Here is a 21,000-nt window from a genome sequence, read left to right as displayed (position 1 = left end):
CGTTCAATCTGAGCCATGATCAAACTCTTCAGTTTAAAATCAAGATACCGAAGTATCGATAAATCTGCTCAAGCTAAAACAACTTAAATGAATTCACATGAAGGTTGCTTACCTTGATAAAGCTTTTATGCCTTATCCTGACAAGCGCCCACACGAATTACCTGATCAATTTGTTAAAGAGCGTTTGGACTCAAGGACCGTTACCGCTGATCCCGTGTCTCAAGTGAGGCGCATATTCTAGCGACTCAGTGTTTTAAGTCAACCCTTTTTTTCAACTTTCGTGGCCGGAGCCGCGAGGAAAACAGGGTGACTCACAAGTCGATAACTCCGGTTAACTTTGCAAGAAAATCAACCACTTACTTCCGACTTGCTCGCTCTGCTTGAGGGCCGTTAAAGCCGCTCTCCCTAAGCGAGGTGCGCATTCTACATCCCCCCAGCGGAGAGTCAACAGCCCTTTTGAAAATAATGCCCGGAAAGTGAAAAAAGGCCGAATCCGGGCTTGGAAAACGCCTGGAAGCACACAATTGGTTTAAATAATAAACAGTAGTTAACCATTAGCACTCATGAGCCTGCCAAAGCCCCGTGAATAAAACCGGACCGAGCCGATAACAATCGCCAGCAGCTCCATATCAAAAGCCCCATAAAAGAAAAGGGCGCCCATTAGGGGCGCCCTTGCATCTCATTATAACTATTCGCGCAGATCGCGAACGGGCCGGTTTAGCCCGCGACAAACAGATGATGTTTTTTCTTGCCCAGCTTCACCAGGAAGTACTTGCCGAACAAAGCACGCTCGGCACTGAAGACACCCTGCGCGTTCAGGTTGTCTTCCATGCCGAACTCTTCACCATTGATAATGACAGCCTTGCGCTGCAGCGCATCCTTGACCTGCTTGCCGGATGCAGCCAGGCCTGCATCGGCAAATAGCGTGGTCAACGGTGTTTCAGCCAGCGTATCGGCATTCAGCACCGAGGATGGCAACCCATCCAGACTCAGCTGCTCGTAGTCGTTTTCACCGAGATTAGAAAGATCGCCGGAGAACAGAGCCTCTGTAATTCGCTGTGCTGCAATAAAGCCTTCCTCGCCATGGACCAGTGCGGTAACTTCGCGGGCAAGGACTGTCTGCCCCAAGGGCTTACCTTCGCGCTCCGCATCCTGCTGCTCCAGCGCATCGATGTCGGCCACCGACATAAAGGTGAAGAACTTAAGGAAGCGGTAGACATCGGCATCCGGCGTCTGCAGCCAGAACTGGTAGAAGGCATAGGGCGATGTCTTGTTGGCATCCAGCCATACCGCACCGCCTTCTGTCTTGCCGAACTTGGTACCGTCTGACTTGGTAATCAATGGCAGTGTCAGCCCATACACATGGGCTCTATTCATGCGGCGTGTCAGGTCAATGCCACCGACAATATTGCCCCACTGATCGGAGCCTCCGATCTGCAGCGTGCAGCCATACTCCTTGTTGAGATACTGGTAATCGTAGGACTGCAGAATCTGGTAAGTGAACTCGGTAAAGGAAATGCCGGAGCCTTCGCGTTCTATTCGCTGACGCACCGACTCCTTTGAAATCATCGTGTTTACCGTGAAGTGCTTGCCGATATCACGCAGGAAAGTAAGCACATCGATGCTGGCAGTCCAATCGTAGTTGTTCGCCAGGATAGCGCCGCCATCAGACTCGTCGAAATTGATAAATCGACTGATCTGGGTCTTGAGGCAATTGCTCCACTGCGCCACCACATCAGCTGTATTAAGGGAGCGTTCCTGAGCCTTGAAGCTCGGGTCGCCGATCATCCCGGTCGCGCCCCCAACCAATGCGATCGGTCGATGTCCATAATCCTGAAAACGCTTGAGCATCAGCAGCGGAACCAGGTGCCCAAGGTGCAAACTGTCTGCCGTGGGATCAAAGCCACAATAGAGTGTCACACTGCTCTCATTCAGATGCTGATCAAGCTCATCTTCGCTTGTGGTCTGCGCGATCAAACCGCGCGCCTTGAGATCCTGTAACAGTGTCATATCGCTCATTGCTTTCGAATACCCTGGATTCGCCCAACATTAGGGCCGGTATTCTACCCGCCCGTCTGCATCCAAACAAACAGCCGCGAACCACTATCAAGGTTTTGTTGTCACAGCCGATATTCTATTTTGGCAATCCATTAAAGTTTGCGGTTAAATAGGGCAGCGCTGGATTTTCTGTATATGGGTAGCATTGTGTTGAACATCATTAAAGTTATAGGTAATCGTCTTCCCGCCGTGCACTTGGTAGCGGCTTCTGTATGCGCCGTCATTATAGGTTTTACCCTGATGCTGGTGCCCTCTGAAGAAGTGTCGGCCACTCGAGGCGATCTTTCGTCGTCCCGATCCAGCTCGCAGGAAACCCTGAAACTTGATCTCAACCTCAACAAAGACGCAATCGCGCCCGCTACGCCGGAGCGACAGAACGCAACTCTGACAGATCGCGAAGAGATCCCAGACAAGAATACGGATCAGGTCGTTGCCACCAACGCGCAGACCACTCCTGAACCAGCGTCTGCAGAGCCCGCCCCCGTACCCGCGCCCAAAGCCGAAAATTGGGTCGACTATAAAGTTACCGCAGGCGACAACCTCAGCACCCTGTTCAAACGTGCAGGCCTCTCGGCCCGTGATGTCTTTATCGTGAGCGAAGCGACCAAGAATAGCGATGCTCTCAAGCGTCTGTACCCCGGTGAGTCCCTCTCTTTTCTAATCCAGAACGGCGAACTGAAGAAGCTCAAGCACCTGATCAATCCGCTCAAGCAGGTACTGCTGGAACAGGACGGTGACAGCTACAGCATCGATACTGTCGAAAAGAAACCCGACATCGAGCATCGCTATGCCTATGGCACGATAGAAAGCTCGCTCTTTCTGGACGGCGAAAAAGCCGGCCTGCCCAGCAACACCATCATGGAAATGGCCGCCCTGTTCGGCTGGGACGTGGATTTCGCGCTTGATATCCGCAAGGGCGACAGTTTTCGCGTGATCTACGAAGAAAAGAAACTTGATGGCAAGGTCATTGGCGTCGGCAAGATTGTCGCCGCTGAGTTCACCAACCAGGGTGATACCTTCACATCATTGCGCTACACCGACTCCAAGGGCAACACCAGCTACTACACCCCCAAGGGCGAGAGCATGCGCAAGGCGTTTCTGCGCACTCCCGTCGACTTTGCCCGCATCAGTTCCAACTTTAACATGAAGCGAAAACACCCGGTCCTGAACAGGATTCGTGCGCACAAGGGCGTCGACTACGCCGCCAGCATAGGTACGCCGATAAAGGCTGCCGGCGATGGCAAGATCATATTCCGGGGCGTGAAAGGCGGTTATGGCAACGTCATTATTTTGCAGCACGGCAATAACATCAATACGCTCTACGCCCACATGTCCCGTTTCAAAAAAGGCCTGTCTGTGGGTAGCCGAATCAAGCAGGGCCAGCTCATTGGCTACGTCGGCAAGTCCGGCATGGTAACGGGCCCCCACCTGCATTACGAATTCCAGGTGAACGGAGTCCACAAGAACCCCGTTACTGTGAAGCTGCCCCACGCAGACCCGGTTCCCAAGTCTGAACGGGCGTCCTTCATGTCTACGTCCCAGGCGCTCATGGCACAGCTTGAAACCTATTCAAGCACTCAAGTCGCCAGCGCCGAGTAAGCCCCGTGCGGCCGCTTTACATCGGGCTCATGTCGGGCACCAGCCTGGATAGCGTCGACGCTGTTGCGTTTGAGTTCGATGCCTCCGGCTGTGCCATGCTGGCCAGCCACAGCGAGCCCTTTCCGTTGCCACTGCGCCAGCAAACCCTGGCGCTGATGCACCCAGGGGCAGACGAAATCGAGCGCCTCGGCCGGCTTGATCTCGAACTGGCCGAGCTGTTCGCCAGTGCGGCCAATAATCTGATCGATCGTAACAAGCTTGATAGGCAGCGTATCCGGGCCATCGGCAGCCATGGCCAGACCGTGCGCCACCGCCCAGAAGCCCGTTTCACGCTGCAGATTGGCGACCCTAACCTGATTGCAGAGCGTACCGGCCTTTGCGTGGTGGCCGATTTCAGGCGCCGTGACATGGCGGCAGACGGTCAGGGAGCGCCTCTGGTGCCCGCCTTCCACGAAGCCCTGTTTCGTACCCCGGGTGCCAGCCGAATCATTGTGAACATAGGTGGTATGGCTAATATCACCCTGCTGCCCGGCGATACAGAACTGCCCGCCACAGGCTACGACACCGGACCCGGTAACGTACTGCTCGATTACTGGATTCATCGACATCAGGCACTTGGCTATGATCACGGTGGCGCCTGGGCGGCTACCGGCACTGTTTTGCCCGAGCTACTGCAGCATCTGCTGCAGCTGCCATTTTTCAGCGCACCGGCCCCTAAAAGCACCGGCCGCGAGCAATTCAACCCTGACTGGCTGCAACAGCGCCTGTTAGAGAGCGGTTTTGGCCAGCGGGCACCGCAGGATATTCAAGCCACTTTGCTGGAACTGACCGCGGTCAGTATCAGCAATGAAATCATGCAGGTTACGGATGCGGGCTGCGACATTTTTCTCTGTGGCGGTGGCTGCCATAACAGTCTGCTAACAAAGCGCCTGGAAACACTGCTGCAACCTTATACCCTTAGCACGACAGCGACGCTGGGACTGGATCCTGACTGGGTCGAGGCCTGCGCCTTCGCCTGGCTGGCCGGACGCAGGCTCGACGACCTCAGTGGCAACATGCCTGCCGTAACCGGGGCCGTGAACGAACGGGTGCTCGGTGCGGTGTATTCCCCCTAAGTACTGCAGACATGCAGATACGCCCGCGTAGCGGCGGTGCAGGGATACAGGGTCTTATTGGTGTAAACAGAAGAGAAAACGGACAGCGAGTGCTGTCCGTTTTGCCGATCAGATCGAGAAAGACGATCCACAACCACAGGTCGTGGTTGCATTGGGGTTGTTAATTACGAACTGGGAGCCCTGCAGGCCAACCTTGTAGTCAACCTCGGCACCCGCCAGGTACTGATAGCTCATGGCGTCCACCACCAGCGTGACACCGTCGTTATCTACGGCGGTATCGTCTTCGGCTACCGATTCATCAAAGGTAAACCCGTAGGAGAAACCGGCACAACCTCCTCCGGTGATGTAAACCCGGAGCTTGAGGTTGGTGTTATCTTCCTCCTCCATCAGGCTTTTCACCTTCGCAGCCGCCGCGTCGGTGAAGACCATCGGGGAGCTCTGCTCAAAGGACTCAGTCATACCTACTCCAACAAACGTCAATCAGGCCGCTATTCTTTCTTACCCAACTAAACTAGTCAAGTATTATGGCATCAAGCCAACCAGGTTCAGGCCCGCGCGCTCATCCAGCCCGAACATGATGTTCATGTTCTGCACCGCCTGGCCGGCAGCCCCCTTGACCAGGTTATCGATCACCGAGAGCACCACCACCGTATCATCATCCTGCGGCCGGAAAACACTGATACGACAGGTATTGGCACCCTTCACGCTGCGGGTTTCGGGGTGGCTGCCCGCCGGCATCACATCGACGAAGGGCTCGTCGGCGTAACGGGACTCAAACAGCGCCTGCAGACCATCGTTCGGATCCTTGAGTACCGAATACAGGGTGGCGTGGATACCCCGAATCATTGGCGTGAGATGCGGCACGAAGGTCAACCCCACCGGGCGGCCCGCCACGGTGCTCAGCCCCTGCTTGATTTCCGGCAGATGGCGATGCCCTGCCACACCATAGGCTTTCATGCTCTCGCTGGTTTCACACAGCAGCGCACCCACGCTCGCTCCACGACCGGCACCGCTGACGCCTGACTTGCAGTCAGCGACCAGCCGACGCGTGTCCACCAGTCCGTTCTCGATCAGCGGCAAGAAGCCCAGCTGTGCTGCAGTGGGATAGCAGCCCGGGCAGGCGATCATCTGTGCCGTGCGTATCTGCTCCCGGTTGACTTCCGGCAAACCATATACGGCCTGCTCCACCAGCGCCGCCGCCGTATGCTCCATGCCGTACCAGCTCGACCAGAGGTCGATGTCCTTGATACGGAAATCCGCACCCAGGTCAATCACGCGTACGCCGCGCTCTACCAACTCGGGCGCCATGCGCATGGCCACGCCATGGGGTGTGGCGAAAAACACCACATCACAGCTCGCCAGGCGGTCGACATCCGGCACTGTAAAGGCGAGATCAAAGTGACCACGCAGGTTCGGGAACATGTCCGCCACCTTGATGCCGTCTTCAGAGCGGGAGGTGATCACATCGACTTTCACATCGGGATGATTCGCCAGAATCCGCAACAGCTCTACACCGGTATAGCCAGTGCCGCCCACGATACCTACCTTAATCACATCCACCTCTCTTCAGAGTCGAAAACTGTTACCCTTAATCATACAAAGCACACAGCCTAAAAACTATCGGAACACTGCCCATTGATACGCAAGGACCTCTTATCGCTGGAGCATTTCCGCGATCGACTGGCACATATCGACTCGCTGCCGCAAATGCTGCTGCTTGGCGTCCTCTCTGGCCTCACTGCCGGGTTGATCATTATGGCGTTTCGACTCGTCATCGAAATCCCGCTCAGTATCTACCTTCCTGAACAGAATCCCGAAAACTTTGAAGGCCTCCCCGACGCGCTGCGCTTCCTGTTACCGGTCGCAGGCAGCCTGACGTTGATTCTGCTGTTCTGGCGCCTGGCGCCGACCCAGCGCAAGGTGGGTGTGGTACATGTACTGGAGCGCCTGGGCTATCACCAGGGGCAGTTGCCGGCAACCAATCTGCTGGTCCAGTTCAGTAGTGCTACGATTGCGCTGCTCAGCGGCCACTCGGTGGGGCGCGAGGGACCGGCCATTCACCTGGGCGCAGGAGGTGCCAGCCTGATCGGCCAGTGGCTGCGTTTGCCCAATAATTCAATGCGACTGCTGATTGGCTGCGGTACCGCAGCGGGTATATCGGCCGCGTTCAACACACCACTGGCAGGCGTGGTGTTCGCCATGGAGGTAGTGTTGCTTGAGTACACCGTACTGGGATTCACCCCCATCATGGTCGCGGCCGTCACGGCTGACCTGGTCATCCGCGCCAGTATCGGATCAACACCCCTGTTCAGCGTACCCCAGTTCAGTATTGGCGACCTGAGTGAGATCCCTCTGGTCATGCTTTTGGGGCTGGCGATCGGCCTGCTGGCCGGCGGGTTTAACCTCATCATGCTGCACACCGCACGACTCGCGAGGTTTGCCTGGCCGTGGAGACTGCTTCTGGCCGGTGTTCTGACCGGCGCCGTGGCACTGCTGTTTCCGCAAATCATGGGGGTCGGCTATGACACTGTCAGTGACACCTTACTGGGCCCGCAACCATTGCTATGGCTGACCGGACTCTTACTGGCAAAGTGGCTGCTCACACCAATCATACTGGGGCTCGGCGTTCCCGGAGGCCTGATAGGCCCCACATTTTTTATCGGCGCCGTAGCCGGCGCCCTGATCGGATCCCTGGCCCAGTTGCTCAACGACGAAATGCTGTCGCAGACCGGCCTCTATGCCATGATCGGCATGGGTGCCATGATGGGCGCCGTCCTCAATGCACCGCTGGCGGCCCTGATTGCCTTGCTCGAACTGACCGGCAACCCTCACATCATTCTGCCCGCCATGCTCGCCATCGTCATCAGCAACCTGACAGTACGACACCTGTTCAAGCTGCCATCCATTTTCCAGTCGCTGTTGCGCGCCCAGGGCCTCAATCAGACCCAGTCACCACTCGCCCAGGCACTGTCGCGAGCGGCCGTCGGCAGCCTGATGCATCGGAATTTTTTACAGGCCGGCGCACACGAATCCCGTGCCCAGGCGGTATTCCTGTCGGAACAGACTCCAGACTGGATACTGATTCGCGATCCTGAGCTGCGCGCACTCCTGCCACGCTCGGAGTTGATGCTCTGGTTGCAACAGACTGAGACGGATGCTGACGTGGACCTGCTGGAACTGCCGGCCAATCGTCGAGATCCGGTTACCATCAGCTTTCGAGCCACACTGAAAGAAGCGGTCGATTGCATGCAACAGCGCCAAACCGATATTCTCTGCGTCAACAGTAATCGCGGCGACATCATCGGCGTACTGACCCGCGCCCAGATAGAGGCCTACTATCTGCAGCATCAGGCGCTCTGAGCACAAGACCCCCGACCGCTCCAGCAACAACAAGACCCCACGGAACAGCCATGACCACCTACGCACTCCACGGCCTCTACGCCATCACCGACAGTACCCTGATGCCAGACGATGCGACTCTGCTGAGCCAGGTCCGGTCCGCACTGGAGGGCGGCGCGGCCATCGTTCAGTACCGGGACAAAAGTAACGACAATGCAAAGCGCCTGCGCCAGGCCACCCTGTTGCGTGAACTCTGTGACCAGTTCGAACGCCCGCTACTGATCAACGACGACCTGGCATTGGCGCGCGCCTGCAAGGCTCAGGGCGTGCACCTGGGGCAAACCGACGGCTCTGTTGCTGCGGCACGCTCGCAACTGGGCCCCGATGCCATTATCGGCGTAACCTGCCACGACTCGCTGGCACTGGCACGGGAAGCCCAGGCCGCGGGGGCTGATTATGTCGCCTTTGGCGCTTTCTTTGCGTCTACAACAAAGCCCGGCGCGCGACCGGCCCCCCTGTCGCTTTTACCTCTGGCCGCGCAGGAACTTGGTTTGCCCGTGGTGGCGATAGGCGGCATTAGTATGGATAATGCCCGCCAGGTAGCTGAAGCCGGCGCCAGCATGGTGGCCGTCATTCACGCGCTGTTTGCCGCAGCCGACATTCGGCACCAGGCACAGCTGTTCAGCCAACAGTTCTGATTGACCACTTTAGCGTTAGGGAGTTATGTCCATGTCCCGTTCCGAAGCCCTGTTCCAGGCCGCCCAGCTGCACATTCCCGGCGGCGTCAATTCACCGGTTCGCGCCTTCAAGGGTGTCGGCGGCACCCCGCTGTTCTTCAAACATGCCTCCGGTGCCTACCTGTTCGATGAAGATGACCAGCGCTACGTTGACTACGTGGGCTCCTGGGGGCCGATGATTCTGGGCCACCGGTCCCCCGCCGTGATCGATGCCATTCGTGAAGCACTGGATCACGGCACCGGTTTTGGCGCGCCCACCGCGATCGAAATAGAGATGGCCGACAAAGTCTGCGCGCTGATGCCCTCTATCGAAATGGTACGCATGGTCAGCTCCGGCACCGAGGCAACCATGAGTGCGATTCGCCTGGCCCGCGGTTACACCGGCCGGGACAAGATCGTCAAGTTCGAGGGCTGCTACCACGGCCACTCCGACTCCCTGCTGGTGAAAGCCGGTTCTGGCGCCCTGACCCTGGGTGAACCCAACTCCCCCGGCGTACCGGCAGCATTGGCCGAACACACCATCACCCTGAATTACAACGATATCGACAGTGTCCGCACCGCCTTTGCAGCGGTGGGTGACCAGGTTGCCTGCATCATCGTGGAGCCGGTCGCCGGCAACATGAACTGCATCGCCCCGGTGCCGGGCTTCCTCGAAGGCCTGCGCGAGGTTTGCGACCAGTACGGCAGCGTACTCATTTTTGATGAAGTCATGACCGGATTTCGCGTCGCGCTGGGCGGCGCCCAGGCGCATTTTGGCGTTAAACCCGACCTCACCACCCTCGGCAAGGTGATCGGTGGCGGCCTGCCGGTCGGCGCCTTTGGCGGCAAGCGTGAAATCATGCACCATATCGCACCGCTGGGCCCGGTCTACCAGGCCGGCACCCTGTCGGGCAACCCGCTGGCCATGGCAGCAGGCCTTGCGATGCTTAACGCCATCTCGGTACCGGGCTTTCATGAACAGCTCAGCGCCAAGACCGAATTGCTAACCGAAGGCCTGGAGGCCGTCGCGCTGGGTCATCGCATGCCCTTCACGACCAGCCGAGTAGGCGGCATGTTCGGTCTGTTCTTTACCGAGCAGGACGAAGTCAGCAGCTTCGCCCAGACCATGCAGTGCGATGCCGCCAAATTTGGCCGTTTCTTCCACGGCATGCTGGCAGAAGGCGTGTACCTGGCACCGTCGGCGTTCGAGGCCGGCTTTATGTCAGCCGCTCACACCCAGCAGGACATTGAGTTCACGCTGGCCGCTGCCGACCGTGTCTTTGCCAGCCTCTGAGATGCTCAGCCTGGCCGCTAACCTGGCATTATTGTGCAGCGGGCTCGGTATCGCCGTTGTGATATATCGCCAGTCGCAGTCGCTGGCGCAACGAAACCTGCATTACATGTTTGCGCTCAGCGCCCTGTCGCTGGCACTGGCGGCGCTGGGCCGGCTCACCCTGACCAGCACCGGCCAAGATCCGCAGACCCTGCGACTGCTGCTGGATAACCTGGCGTTTTTCGCAGGCCTGCCGATGATCGCCAGCGTAGCCATCGCCCACGGCTGGCAAAGGCAGTGGTCGCGCGCCGCCTGGGGACGCTGGCTGCTGGGTCTGTTTGCCCTGTTCGAATTGGGGCGACGCTCGGATATTGGCCTGTTCTACGCGCAGGCTCTGGCACTGCTGACCTGCCTGGCCCTGCTGGCAGGGGTTATCAAGGGGTATAGCGGCAAAATTCGGCTGTACGCCCTGACAGGCACCGTGTCACTCGCTACCGGCCTGTTACTGTTCGGACCGGCGCCTTTGATCGGCGGCTACCAACAGGATGCGCTCTATCGCTTCGCACTGGCCGCCTTTGTCGTACTGTGTGGTTACAGTTTCAGGCGCAGCACCCAGCCTGCCTGAAAGTTCTCCCTTCCCATAAAGATGTCTCAGTAAAGACAGACGCCTTGTAGCCACAAGAGCCCGGCCTCGCCGGGCTCCTTGCCGCCCAATTCCTGACCAGACTCGACTAAACTGCCTTCAGGGCACTCGACCGACCGCTAAAAAAACAAGAAGGAATCACGCGTATGCATACACTAGACACGGCAACCGTTGCCTCAGTGATGTCCGGCGATGTACTCAAGGTATCAGAGCACTGGTCACTGCACAGTCTGATAGAGTTTTTCAACGCACATGGCATTAGCGGGGCGCCGGTCACCGACACCCATGGCACCCTGAAAGGCGTGGTCAGCCTCACGGATATTCTGCATTTTGACCGCAGTGCACAGCACTCCATCGAGGAAAATCCCCTGACGCAATACTATTACAGCGGACTTGAAGGAATGACGCCCGAGCAACTGGGGCTGGTCGGCGGCGACCAGCATGGCCAGCACCTGGTCAGTGAAATCATGACACCCCACATCATCGCACTGGATCAGCGCGCATCGCTCAACGACGCCGTGGACTTGATGTGCACCAACCACATTCACCGCGTGTTTATCACTCGGGATGGCGAACTGGCAGGCGTCGTGACAACACTGGATATCCTCAACCACCTGCGCCGCTGAACCGCAGTACGGGCAGTGAGTGGCGCCTACTATACTAGTAGCGCCGCGCCTGCTCCAGCGCATCCCGGGCACCGGTCAGGTCCCCGGCATCCTTGCGCACAGAGGCGATCAGCAGCCACAGTTTGCGCAAGGTGTCAGGCTGACCACCGGCCAGTGCGATGCCGCGCCGCGCCAACTGCTCGGCTTCGGCGTATTTTTGCATCTGGCGCTGTATATCTGCCAGCTGGTAATACACCTGCGGATCACGCGGGGCTATGCGCTGAGCACGTTCCAGGCTGGTCTGGGCGGCAGCCAGGGAGCCCGCTACCTGTTGCTGACGGGCACTGTCGAGCAAAGCAACGACCGCCGGATTGGACGAAGCAGGCGCAGCATCGCCACTCTGATAACCACTCTGGGCGCTGCCGTACTGGGAGTTAGTCTGTACACCGCTCTGATAACCATCCTGCACCTGGCCGCTGGCACGGTCCGCGCTCGACGGGTACAGCGGCTGCACCGAGAAGCCGCCATCGCTATCAAGACGCTGTTGGCGAATGACTGGCTCATCATAAACCGGCGTGACCCGCACGCCGGTATCCTGCTCCACCGGTGCCGCCTGGGGCGCTCGGCTCAGCGGGGCGCTGCGGTCCTCGACCGGCGGCAGATAGATACCAGGGCCCGCACAACCAGCCAACAGCAGGGTGGCGACGAGCGGCAGGAGTCTGTAACGGTACATAGTCATTTCCTATCTAAACCAGTTTCTGAACCACTCAAGGGATTCTCCGACCGGATCGTTGAAGCCGCAGTCTACGGATTGCTGCGGTGCAGTGCCATACAAAAACGGCAACTGACGGGAGCCTTCGCAGCGCTGATCCGAACGCAACCCCGTTGCTTCATCTACCCAGACATACTCAATACCGTCCGGCATCCGTGCCAGATAGGGCTGAGGCTGCTCCCGACGCATGAAGTCGGTCCATACCTGGAGTGCGCCGCTGGAGCCGGTAAGCGGCAACTGCGAGTTGTCATCCCGGCCCAGCCAGACCACCGCCAGGCGGTTGCCGGTAAAGCCGGCAAACCAGCTGTCGCGCTGGTCGTTTGACGTACCCGTCTTGCCTGCCACGTTCAGGTTGGCCGGCAGCTGATTGTATACGGACCGCGCCGTACCCTCGCGGGCAACTTCCTGCATGGCGTACTGAATCAGGTGCACCATTTCCACCGGTACCGTCTGGCGCACCTGGAACGGATAGCGAGACAGCTCCTGCCCCTGGGCATCGGTCACCATGCGAATCGCCCGCAGCGGTGTCTGGAACCCGTTAGCCGCGATGGTCTGATACATACCCGCGACTTCAAACGGCGACATGCCCTGACCGCCCAGCAACAACGAAGGATAGGCATTCAGGTCGCGCTCAATGCCCAGCCGGTGCAGCATGTCCACGACCCGTTCGACACCGATGTCCATGCCCAGTTTGGCGGTGGCCAGATTGTACGACAACGCCAGCGCCCTGTGCAGCGGGACAAGCCCATGGGACTTTTTGTCAAAGTTGTTGGGTTCCCACAGGTCGCCGTTCGGCAGCTTGACCCGCAGTGCATTATCCTCCAGTGGACTGGCCAGGGTATAGCCCTGCTCCAGCGCTGCGAGATAGACCGCCGGCTTTACCAGGGAGCCGATGGGGCGCACTGCATCCAGTGCCCGGTTAAATCCCTGAAAGCGGGTATCACGGCCGCCGATCAGCGCCAGCGCATCGCCGGTCTGCGGATCCGTCACTACCATACTGCCTTCCAGGCCGTCGACCCGCTTTCCGTAGCGTTTTTCCAGCTTGGCCATGGTGGCCACCAGCGCCTCTTCGGCACGCCCCTGAACCACCGGATCCATGCTGGTAAAGACCCGCAGCCCCTCGGAGCTCAGGTCTTCATCGCGGTAATCTTCACGCAGCTGCCGCTTCACCAGGTCCAGATAGGCCGGGTAGGCCCCCTTGTGCAGATTCTTTTCCTTTACCACATCCAGGTCTTCGGCCTGGGCCTGGGCCAGCTGCTGCGGGCTGATAACATTACGCTCGGCCAGAATCGTCAGCACCAGGTCGCGGCGTTCCTTCGCCCGCGCAGGGTGGCGACGCGGATCATAGAAGGACGGTCCCTTCACCAGCCCGGCCAGCAGTGCCACCTGATGCAGCTGCAGTTCCTGCAGCGGACGGCCAAAGTAATATTGGCTCGCCAAGCCGAAACCGTGCACGGCGCGGGCACCGGACTGTCCCAGATAGACCTCGTTAAGGTAGGCCTCCAGGATCTCGTCCTTGCCGTAATGCAGTTCCAGCAATACCGCCATGGGAATTTCGGTGAGCTTGCGCAGTAGCGTGCGATCCGCTGTGAGGTAGAAATTCTTGATCAGCTGCTGCGTCAGGGTACTGCCACCCTGCACAAAGCGGCCGGCCTGAAAGTTGACCCACATCGCTCGAGCAATGCCCTTGAACGAGATGCCGTGATGATCGTAAAAGCTGCGGTCCTCGATACCGATCAGCGCCTCAGCCAGGTAGGGCGGCGCCTCCTGCAGCCGGATCAGATCACGGTCTTCATTACTGTTGGGGTAAATTCCGCCCACCAGCAAGGGCTCCAGCCGTGCCAGTGGCAAGGTGCGGCCGTCTTCATCCATGATGCGACTCAGGTTCTCACCGCTAAAATCCAGCAATAGCTGCCGCGACGGCTCAAATCCGTCGGGGAAGGTAAAGCCCCGGGTATAAACCCGGGCGCGGGAACTGGCCCACTCCGCAAGACCCGGTGCACTAGCGCTGCGCACAAAACGGTAACCGAGACTGGTCAGTTCCGCCTTGAGGTCATTCATCGCCAGGGGCTGCCCCGGGTACAGTTCGAGCGGACGGGCATATACCTTGGCTGGTAATGCCCAGCGTTTACCTTCAAACTTGCTACGAACCTGCATGTCCAGATAGGCCATGCCAATGGCAGCAAAGACACTCATAACGAGTGTCAGTTTAAAAAGGAATTTAAACAGGGAAGGCCAAAAACGTCCCCGTGGACGCTTGCTAACAGGCTTGCGCCTGGCTCCGGAACGGGAAGGTTTTGCAGCGGAGGCTCTCTTTTTTGTCATCAGCTCAGTATAATTCCTTACCTAATTGCGCGATACCGGGATTCTATGTTTCCTGAATTTATTCAATCACTTTGTGACCCTGCGGCGTACCCGCATCCGACCAAGGACATTCGCGTCATCGAGACGCATATCTCCTGGCTCCTGCTCACCGGCGACTATGCCTACAAGGTGAAGAAGCCGGTCGACTTCGGTTTTCTGGATTTCACCACCCTCAAGAAACGACAGCATTTCTGTGAGGAGGAGCTGCGCCTGAATCGCCGCCAGGCACCGGACCTCTATCTGGAGGTCGTCGCCATCACTGGCACCCCGCAGCACCCCCGCATCAACGGCGAAGATGAACCCTTCGAGTACGCCGTGCGCATGCACCAGTTTGATACTTCACTGCGACTCGATCTGCTACTGCAGCAGAAACGCTTCGAGCCCGCCTGGATCGACAGCCTGGCGCAGCAGATTGCGCATTTCCACACCGCCTTGCCCATCGTCGCCTCGGACAGCCCCTGGGGTGAACCGGAGACCATTTGGGAGGTTGTCTCGGACAACTTCCTGCACCTGCGCGATGTGCTGACGGATCCCGAAGACTGGTCTGCGGTGCAGCAGCTCTCGCAACAGACGGCGCAGGAATTTCGTGACCTGACCCAGGTCTTCCGCCAGCGCAAGGCCGAGGGTCATGTCCGCGAATGCCACGGCGACCTGCACCTGGCCAACATCACCCTGTTTAACGACAAACTCCGGCTGTTCGACTGTATCGAGTTCAACCTGCAGTTCCGCTGGATAGACACGATCTGCGACCTGGCATTCCTGCTGATGGACCTGGAGGCCAACGGCCAGTTCCGCTGGGCCCACCGCCTGCTAAACCGCTATCTCGAACTGACTGGCGACTATAAAGCATTAAAACTGCTTAATTTTTACAAGGCCTACCGCGCCATGGTCCGGGCCAAGGTAGCGATGCTCGGAGATAACCCCGACCTCGAAACCTTCCGCCGCTACCTCAGACTGGCGCAACATTACGCCCGCCGGCCCCAACCGGCGCTGCTGCTGATGCACGGCCTGTCCGGCAGTGGCAAGAGCTACATCAGCGGCCAGCTGGTCGAACGTATCGACGCCATCCGCATTCGCTCCGACATCGAACGCAAGCGCCTCTACCGCGAGCTGAGCCTCAAGGGCGGGAAACTGGAGCTGTACGGCCAGGAGATGAATATCCGCACCTACCACCAGCTGTTTGAAACCACCCGCGAAATGCTGCGGGCCGGTTACACCGTCGTGGTCGATGCCACCTTTATTCGCCAGCGGCCGCGCACCAGTTATGCCGAGCTGGCCGCATCTCTGGGTGTACCCTTCCGTATTATCAGCTGTCATTGTGAACAGAAGCTGATCGAAGCCCGTCTCAAGCGAAGAAAAGCCAAAGGCCTGGATGCATCCGATGCCGACGTGGCCGTCATGCATCAACAAAAAAAGATGCAGCATCCACTGCAGGATGGTGAGCTCGAGCGTACCGTGGCCGTCTATACCGATGATGACGAAGCGCTGGATCTGCTGACAGACCGGCTAAAGCGGGACGGCGTTGTTCGGGAGTGACGAACTGAAGCGCGGCACGCCCTGCTGCAAACTGACCTCGACACGGACGTCGAACAGCGCACTCAAATGCGGCGCGGTCATGGCCTGCCGCATGGGGCCCTGCACCAGTACCCGACCCTTTTTCAGCAGCAGTACCTCATCGGCATAAAGCGCCGTAAGCGCCAGATCATGCAGAATCACCAGTACCGCAGCCCCCGCATTCGCCAGTGCCCGCAACTGCTGCAGGCACAGATGCTGGTGCCTCAGATCCATTGCGCTGACCGGCTCATCCAGCAACAGCGCCGTTGTCTGCTCGCCACACTGGGCCAGCACGCGCGCCAGCTGCACCCGCTGCTGTTCACCTCCGGATAGACTCAGATAATTGCGCCGCGAGAGGTGTTGCAGTTCGAGTCGCTGCAGCCAGCCCTGACAGTGCGCCCGCTCCTCGGCACGCCCCAGCCCCAGTGGATAAGCCCCCAGCAACACGACCTCCTCTACACCAAAGGGAAAATCCAGCGGCTGATCCTGGGTCATGACCGCCAGTTGGCGGGCGCGTTCAATGCTGGGGAGCGCAGTCAGCGGCCGGCCGCCCAGACGGATAAAGCCTTCCTCTGGCAGTTCCAGCCCCGCCAGCACATGCAACAAGGTGGATTTTCCCGCGCCATTGGGTCCCAGCATCACCGTCAGAGAGCCCGCACGCAGGGCTACATCCACCGACTGCAACAGCGCCCTGCCGTTGCGCAGCAGGGTCAAACCACCGGCCTGCAGCGTCATGTGCGCCCCCGTTGCCGATACAGAATCATACTGAGAAAGAAAGGCCCGCCAATCAGCGCCGTGACGATACCGATAGGCAATTCTGCCGGGCTGACCAGCAGCCGTGCCATTATATCCGCCAGTGTCAGCAGCAGTGCGCCGAGCAGCGCCGATAGCGGCAACAACGCCCGGTTGTCAGGCCCACACAACAACCGCACCAGGTGCGGCACCACCAGCCCAATAAAGCCGATCAGACCTCCGAGCGACACCACCGTACCGACGCCCAGAGCAACCAGCAGTATCAGCCGACCACGCAGACGTGAGGTCACCACACCGAGCAACCGTGCCTGGGATTCTCCGAGAAGCAGAAGGTTGAGTTGCTGCCCTTCCCGAAGCAGCAATGCCACTACCGGCGCACCAATTGCCATCAGCAGCAGCGCACTGCTCCAGTCTGTGCTGTGCAAGTTACCCAGCAACCAGAAGGTCACCTGACGCAACGATAGCTCATCGCTGAAATATTTCATGATACCGATGGCCGCCGCCGCAATGCTGTTGAGTGCAATGCCCGCCAGCAGCATGGTGGTCACCGATACGCCCTGCGGCGTACGTGCAATACGCAGCACCAGCACCGTCACCAGAACACCGCCGGCAAAGGCAGCCAACGGCACCAAAACCGGTCCAAACGGGCCCAGCAGCCAGGCTCCACCGAACACCAGCACGGCCACCGCCGCCAGTGCCGCCCCGGCACTGATGCCGATCAAGCCAGGATCGGCCAGTGAATTGCGAAACAGTGCCTGAATCGATGCCCCGGTAATGGCCAGCACCGCCCCCGCCGCCAGCGACATCACCAGTCGCGGCAAACGCAGCTCAAACAGAATCAGCCAGTCCCGTGAACCGGGCTGTAACAGTGCATCGAAAGACAGCGACACGGGGCCAACCCAGAGAGAAGCGAGCACCACGGGCAGAAACAGCAGCCATAACAGCAGACCCAGCCGGTTTGCGGACAGACATACACTAGATATCATCGAATCGGGGTCACTGGTCCAGCCGAAATTGAACCGGAATTTTCACATAGGAAGCCACACCAACGCCATTGATTCGTGCGGGCTGCAGGCGCCAGTCCGAACCGGCCTGCAACGCAGCCGCATCCAGCAGCGGGTAGCCGGACGATACCAGCACCCGTGCCGACGTTATCCGCCCACGCATATCAAGATCCAGTCGCAGCAGTACCTCGCCCTCCTGCGCGCGGCGCCGCGCCAGCATCGGGTAGACCGGTGGGCGGGGCGGACTGCGCCAAGTGGCCTGTTGCTGCTCCATGGGGCCATCGGCAGGCTGGGCAAGTGACGTCGAAGCAGCCATGGCGCCCCCCGCATTGGCAGCGACCATCGGTTCCTCGACCGGCACCGGCAGAGTCTCGGGAAAAGGATCCGGGGCGGGGGTACGCTGCGGTTCTGGTTCTGGTTCTGGTTCTGGTTCTGGTTCCGGCTGAGGCTGAGGCTGAGGCTGAGGCTGAGGCTGAGGCTGAGGCTGAGGCTGAGGCTGAGGCTGAGGCTGAGCAGTATTGTTCGTGGGGACTGGCGCGCTGAACGGCTGCTCCGGCTCGGATTCTGTCTGTGATACCGGAGGGGCTGCCACGGCAACATCACGCTCGGCGGCCACCATCTGTACGCGAATGTGTGCTTCACCGGCGGCGCTGCCTGGCGCGGCACGTGTGGCGGTCCCCTGCTCCGACGCAAACCAGGACGCCGCCAGCAGAAAGTGTACGCCACCCGATATCAGCAGCATAAGCAGCAGCGGACGCAGGGTCTTGCGGGTTATCGGGCCTTGCACGCGGGATCCGGCTCTCTTAGCATTCGTCAACGCGCATTATAGAGGCCACCTGCCCGGTTGTGGGTGAACAGGCCTCAAGTACGCGTTATCGCCATTCACGTTGGAATAGATATGACAGTCCTGTGCAAGACCTGCGAGATCCCGAGCCAAAGCGCCCGCGGCTTTAACCTGGACGGCCGCGCGCTGGTCGCCGTGCATCATAACGAACGTTTTTTCGTGTACGAGAATCGCTGCCCGCACCGGGGTGTCGAGCTCGAATGGCAACCAGACCAGTTTTTCGACTTCGAGGGTAATTTCATCCAGTGCGCCACCCACGGCGCCCTGTTCAAGATCGACACCGGAGAGTGTATCGCCGGCCCCTGCAATGGCCAGGCGCTGACCGCGGTGGCATTTACTCAGGTCGACGGACAGATCATCCTGCTCTGAGGCCCTGGGTGCCTTTGAGCGCGTTACAGCACCACCTCCAGCCGACGATTCAGCACCAGCTCCTGCGTTGTCGGCGTCGCTCCCCAGGCCAGCAGCTCCACGCCGCAATCCCGCGCCTGACGCAGCAGACGACCGTAAGCCGGGTCGATATCATCTGCCGGTCGTACCCGCTCGATGCCGCCATGCGGCACACAGAACAGCAGCACTGCACGCACATCCTGTTGCGCCAGCAGCATCAGTTCGCGCAGGTGCTTTTGTCCCCGCAGCGTCACCGCATCGGGAAAACTGCCCCAGCCATTCGACTCGAGCAACGTCACGTTCTTGATCTCAACCCAGGCATCGGCCGCGACGCCCTCACTGAGCAGCAGATCAATTCGGCTGCGCTCTGCGCCGTAGGGAACCTCCTGACGAATGCTGCGATAGCCCGCCAGAGGCTCAATCTGCCCCTGCTCGATGGCTTCGCGCACCAGAGAGTTGGCACGTCCGGTATTGACTGACGCCAGGTGACGCCCCTCCACTTCCACCAGCTCCCATCCGAGCGGGTACTTGCGTTTGGGATTGGCCGAGTCCGTCAACCAGACCCGGCTGCCCGGCTCGGCACAGTTACGCATCGACCCCGTATTGGGGCAGTGCACCGTGACACAGCGTCCATCCGGCAACTCGACGTCAGCCAGAAAGCGCTTGTAGCGACGCACCAGGCGCCCCTCGATCAGGTCGGTCAGCTGCATCAGCGCGCCAGCCGCCGTCGCAGGCGCTCCAGTCCAAGTTCAATGCGCGCCAGGCTGGTGGTATAGGAAAAGCGGATAAAATCATTTGCCCGATACTGGCCGAAGTCCAGTCCGGGCGTTACGGCCAGGTGCTCAGACTCGAGCAGATCCCAGCAGAATTCAAACGCATTATCGGTGATGGAACTGACATCGGCATACACATAGAAAGCCCCCTCGGGCGCCACCGGAATCCCCAGGCCCAGCTCGCGCAGGCCGCAGACCAGACGGTCACGTCGTGCGCCAAATTCACGCCGGCGTGCTTCCAGGATCTCCAGGGTTTCGGGCTTGAAGGCCGCCAGGGCGGCATGCTGCGAGATTGTCGTCGGGGAAATGTAGAGATTCTGCGCCAGCTTCTCCAGTTCCGGCACCGCTTGCTCCGGGGCAACGATCCAGCCAAGCCGCCAGCCCGTCATGCCGAAATACTTTGAAAAGCTGTTTATCACGAATGCCTGCGGGTCCACCTGCAACACACTCGGCGCCTCAAAACCGTAGGTCAAACCGTGGTACAACTCATCCACCACCAGGTGACCGCCCTGCTGTCGCACAGCCTCGGCCAGTGCCGCCAGTTCTGCTTTGCTCAACACGGAACCCGTGGGGTTGGCGGGCGACGCCAGCAGGACTCCCGCCGTATCGGGGTGCCAGTACTCACTAACCCGCTGCGGCGTCAGCTGAAAATTGCAATCGGCATCCACCGGCACCAGCTGAGCGCGAGCTTCTACCAGGCGCAGAAACTGCCGGTTACAGGGATATCCCGGATCGCTCATCATGAAGGTCTGACCCGGATTGGCCAGCAATGCAAACACCATCAGCAGCGCGCCGGATGCACCGGCGGTGACGATAATGCGCTGCGGCGCGATATCGAGGCCATAGCGCTGCTGATAAAAAGCCGCGATTGCCTCACGCAGCTCCGGAATGCCGGTGGAAGGCGTGTACTGGGTATGCCCCTGATCAATCGCCACCCGGGCTGCCTCGACGATCGGTGCGGCGGTTGGGAAGTCCGGCTCCCCGACTTCCATATGCACCACATCATGCCCCAGGGCTTCCAGTTCGCGAGCCCGCCTTAGCAAATCCATCACCTTGAAGGAGTCGATATCACCGACCCGATCACTCCAGCGCGCTGCCATCTGCGTCTGCCCCTTTGCCTAAAAGCTCAGGATTATAACGCCCCAGCCCCCCTGTGGCGCTACCATGGCTGCACTGGCGAATTTGGTTATAAAGGCTAGCC

19 protein-coding genes are annotated in these 21,000 nt (G+C 59.4%); 9 read left to right on the top strand and 10 right to left on the bottom strand.

Annotated elements, in window-relative coordinates; genetic code table 11:
* Nucleotides 1-717: 717 nt before the first annotated feature.
* Nucleotides 718-2,019: a tyrosine--tRNA ligase gene (gene tyrS, locus F451_RS0122105; protein ID WP_020683601.1), complete on the bottom strand. Its 1,302-nt coding sequence runs from the start codon at nt 2,017-2,019 to the stop codon at nt 718-720.
* Between the two features lie 279 nt (nt 2,020-2,298).
* Here tyrS and F451_RS0122100 point away from each other — a divergent pair, with 279 nt between their 5' ends.
* Together F451_RS0122100 and F451_RS0122095 are read left to right on the top strand one after the other, a co-directional pair.
* Nucleotides 2,299-3,657 (top strand): OapA family protein, encoded by a 1,359-nt coding sequence (locus F451_RS0122100; protein ID WP_240476532.1) that lies wholly within the window; start codon nt 2,299-2,301, stop codon nt 3,655-3,657.
* 5 nt (nt 3,658-3,662) lie between these two features.
* Nucleotides 3,663-4,772 carry an anhydro-N-acetylmuramic acid kinase gene (locus F451_RS0122095; RefSeq protein ID WP_020683599.1) on the top strand — a complete coding sequence of 370 codons (1,110 nt, stop codon included), beginning with the start codon at nt 3,663-3,665 and terminating at the stop codon, nt 4,770-4,772.
* Nucleotides 4,773-4,880: 108 nt separating this feature from the next.
* Here the strand turns inward: F451_RS0122095 and erpA are convergent, their stop codons facing one another.
* Together erpA and argC are read right to left on the bottom strand one after the other, a co-directional pair.
* The gene (erpA, locus tag F451_RS0122090) at nt 4,881-5,231 is read right to left on the bottom strand and encodes an iron-sulfur cluster insertion protein ErpA (RefSeq protein ID WP_020683598.1); all 351 of its coding nucleotides are present in this window, start codon (nt 5,229-5,231) and stop codon (nt 4,881-4,883) included.
* Nucleotides 5,232-5,294: 63 nt separating this feature from the next.
* Nucleotides 5,295-6,326: an N-acetyl-gamma-glutamyl-phosphate reductase gene (argC, locus tag F451_RS0122085; protein ID WP_026291977.1), complete on the bottom strand. Its 1,032-nt coding sequence runs from the start codon at nt 6,324-6,326 to the stop codon at nt 5,295-5,297.
* Between the two features lie 81 nt (nt 6,327-6,407).
* Between argC and F451_RS0122080 the strand changes: the two genes are divergently transcribed.
* The 5 genes from F451_RS0122080 (at nt 6,408) to F451_RS0122060 (ending at nt 11,369) form a co-directional block, all read left to right on the top strand.
* Nucleotides 6,408-8,132 (top strand): chloride channel protein, encoded by a 1,725-nt coding sequence (locus F451_RS0122080; protein ID WP_020683596.1) that lies wholly within the window; start codon nt 6,408-6,410, stop codon nt 8,130-8,132.
* A gap of 50 nt (nt 8,133-8,182) precedes the next feature.
* Nucleotides 8,183-8,809 carry a thiamine phosphate synthase gene (gene thiE / locus F451_RS0122075; RefSeq protein ID WP_020683595.1) on the top strand — a complete coding sequence of 209 codons (627 nt, stop codon included), beginning with the start codon at nt 8,183-8,185 and terminating at the stop codon, nt 8,807-8,809.
* Between the two features lie 31 nt (nt 8,810-8,840).
* Nucleotides 8,841-10,121: a glutamate-1-semialdehyde 2,1-aminomutase gene (gene hemL / locus F451_RS0122070; RefSeq protein WP_020683594.1), complete on the top strand. Its 1,281-nt coding sequence runs from the start codon at nt 8,841-8,843 to the stop codon at nt 10,119-10,121.
* Entirely contained in the window at nt 10,108-10,725 is a 618-nt protein-coding gene (locus F451_RS26955; protein ID WP_205624055.1) for a hypothetical protein, read from the top strand. The genes hemL and F451_RS26955 overlap by 14 nt, the downstream gene beginning before the upstream one ends.
* A 164-nt stretch (nt 10,726-10,889) precedes the next feature.
* Nucleotides 10,890-11,369, top strand: a complete 480-nt coding sequence (locus F451_RS0122060; RefSeq protein WP_020683592.1) for a CBS domain-containing protein — start codon at nt 10,890-10,892, stop codon at nt 11,367-11,369.
* Nucleotides 11,370-11,403: 34 nt separating this feature from the next.
* Here F451_RS0122060 and F451_RS0122055 read toward each other — a convergent pair whose 3' ends face one another.
* Both F451_RS0122055 and mrcB read right to left on the bottom strand, forming a co-directional pair.
* On the bottom strand, nt 11,404-12,081 hold the full coding sequence (locus F451_RS0122055; protein WP_020683591.1) for a hypothetical protein: 678 nt from the start codon (nt 12,079-12,081) through the stop codon (nt 11,404-11,406).
* A 9-nt stretch (nt 12,082-12,090) separates the two neighbouring features.
* Nucleotides 12,091-14,445, bottom strand: a complete 2,355-nt coding sequence (mrcB, locus tag F451_RS0122050) for a penicillin-binding protein 1B (protein ID WP_026291976.1) — start codon at nt 14,443-14,445, stop codon at nt 12,091-12,093.
* Between the two features lie 45 nt (nt 14,446-14,490).
* Between mrcB and F451_RS0122045 the strand changes: the two genes are divergently transcribed.
* Nucleotides 14,491-16,020 carry a bifunctional aminoglycoside phosphotransferase/ATP-binding protein gene (locus F451_RS0122045; RefSeq protein ID WP_020683589.1) on the top strand — a complete coding sequence of 510 codons (1,530 nt, stop codon included), beginning with the start codon at nt 14,491-14,493 and terminating at the stop codon, nt 16,018-16,020.
* On the opposite strand, the gene F451_RS26300 is transcribed toward F451_RS0122045, so the two are convergent.
* Genes F451_RS26300 through F451_RS27900 form a run of 3 tightly spaced genes read right to left on the bottom strand, consistent with a single transcriptional unit; the run spans nt 15,991 to nt 18,582 of the window.
* Nucleotides 15,991-16,773 carry a heme ABC transporter ATP-binding protein gene (locus F451_RS26300; protein ID WP_020683588.1) on the bottom strand — a complete coding sequence of 261 codons (783 nt, stop codon included), beginning with the start codon at nt 16,771-16,773 and terminating at the stop codon, nt 15,991-15,993. The genes F451_RS0122045 and F451_RS26300 overlap by 30 nt on opposite strands.
* The gene (locus tag F451_RS0122035) at nt 16,770-17,777 is read right to left on the bottom strand and encodes a FecCD family ABC transporter permease (protein ID WP_020683587.1); all 1,008 of its coding nucleotides are present in this window, start codon (nt 17,775-17,777) and stop codon (nt 16,770-16,772) included. Before F451_RS0122035 ends, F451_RS26300 begins: the two co-directional genes overlap by 4 nt.
* A gap of 10 nt (nt 17,778-17,787) precedes the next feature.
* Nucleotides 17,788-18,582, bottom strand: a complete 795-nt coding sequence (locus F451_RS27900; protein WP_020683586.1) for an energy transducer TonB — start codon at nt 18,580-18,582, stop codon at nt 17,788-17,790.
* A 111-nt stretch (nt 18,583-18,693) separates the two neighbouring features.
* Between F451_RS27900 and F451_RS0122025 the strand changes: the two genes are divergently transcribed.
* Entirely contained in the window at nt 18,694-19,008 is a 315-nt protein-coding gene (locus F451_RS0122025; protein WP_020683585.1) for a Rieske (2Fe-2S) protein, read from the top strand.
* A gap of 23 nt (nt 19,009-19,031) precedes the next feature.
* Here the strand turns inward: F451_RS0122025 and sfsA are convergent, their stop codons facing one another.
* On the bottom strand, nt 19,032-19,736 hold the full coding sequence (gene sfsA / locus F451_RS0122020; protein WP_020683584.1) for a DNA/RNA nuclease SfsA: 705 nt from the start codon (nt 19,734-19,736) through the stop codon (nt 19,032-19,034).
* Nucleotides 19,736-20,899 (bottom strand): pyridoxal phosphate-dependent aminotransferase, encoded by a 1,164-nt coding sequence (locus F451_RS0122015; RefSeq protein ID WP_020683583.1) that lies wholly within the window; start codon nt 20,897-20,899, stop codon nt 19,736-19,738. Before F451_RS0122015 ends, sfsA begins: the two co-directional genes overlap by 1 nt.
* Nucleotides 20,900-21,000: the final 101 nt, after the last annotated feature.

The sequence above is a fragment of the Marinobacterium rhizophilum DSM 18822 genome, assembly GCF_000378045.1.
GTDB classification, from domain to species: Bacteria; Pseudomonadota; Gammaproteobacteria; order Pseudomonadales; family Balneatricaceae; genus Marinobacterium_A; species Marinobacterium_A rhizophilum.
The sequence above is the reverse complement of the archived record's forward strand: the minus strand, read 5'-3'. Positions and strand labels throughout refer to the sequence as shown.

What these genes read in the sequence shown, in the direction of transcription:
- F451_RS0122055 (WP_020683591.1), bottom strand. Translation starts at nt 12,081, where the DNA reads ATGTACCGTTACAGACTCCTGCCGCTCGTCGCCACCCTGCTGTTGGCT.
- mrcB (WP_026291976.1), bottom strand. Translation starts at nt 14,445, where the DNA reads ATGACAAAAAAGAGAGCCTCCGCTGCAAAACCTTCCCGTTCCGGAGCC.
- erpA (WP_020683598.1), bottom strand. Translation starts at nt 5,231, where the DNA reads ATGACTGAGTCCTTTGAGCAGAGCTCCCCGATGGTCTTCACCGACGCG.
- F451_RS0122015 (WP_020683583.1), bottom strand. Translation starts at nt 20,899, where the DNA reads ATGGCAGCGCGCTGGAGTGATCGGGTCGGTGATATCGACTCCTTCAAG.
- tyrS (WP_020683601.1), bottom strand. Translation starts at nt 2,019, where the DNA reads ATGAGCGATATGACACTGTTACAGGATCTCAAGGCGCGCGGTTTGATC.
- F451_RS0122100 (WP_240476532.1), top strand. Translation starts at nt 2,299, where the DNA reads ATGCTGGTGCCCTCTGAAGAAGTGTCGGCCACTCGAGGCGATCTTTCG.
- sfsA (WP_020683584.1), bottom strand. Translation starts at nt 19,736, where the DNA reads ATGCAGCTGACCGACCTGATCGAGGGGCGCCTGGTGCGTCGCTACAAG.
- F451_RS0122045 (WP_020683589.1), top strand. Translation starts at nt 14,491, where the DNA reads ATGTTTCCTGAATTTATTCAATCACTTTGTGACCCTGCGGCGTACCCG.
- F451_RS0122060 (WP_020683592.1), top strand. Translation starts at nt 10,890, where the DNA reads ATGCATACACTAGACACGGCAACCGTTGCCTCAGTGATGTCCGGCGAT.
- F451_RS0122025 (WP_020683585.1), top strand. Translation starts at nt 18,694, where the DNA reads ATGACAGTCCTGTGCAAGACCTGCGAGATCCCGAGCCAAAGCGCCCGC.
- thiE (WP_020683595.1), top strand. Translation starts at nt 8,183, where the DNA reads ATGACCACCTACGCACTCCACGGCCTCTACGCCATCACCGACAGTACC.
- F451_RS26300 (WP_020683588.1), bottom strand. Translation starts at nt 16,773, where the DNA reads ATGACGCTGCAGGCCGGTGGTTTGACCCTGCTGCGCAACGGCAGGGCG.
- F451_RS0122035 (WP_020683587.1), bottom strand. Translation starts at nt 17,777, where the DNA reads ATGATATCTAGTGTATGTCTGTCCGCAAACCGGCTGGGTCTGCTGTTA.
- hemL (WP_020683594.1), top strand. Translation starts at nt 8,841, where the DNA reads ATGTCCCGTTCCGAAGCCCTGTTCCAGGCCGCCCAGCTGCACATTCCC.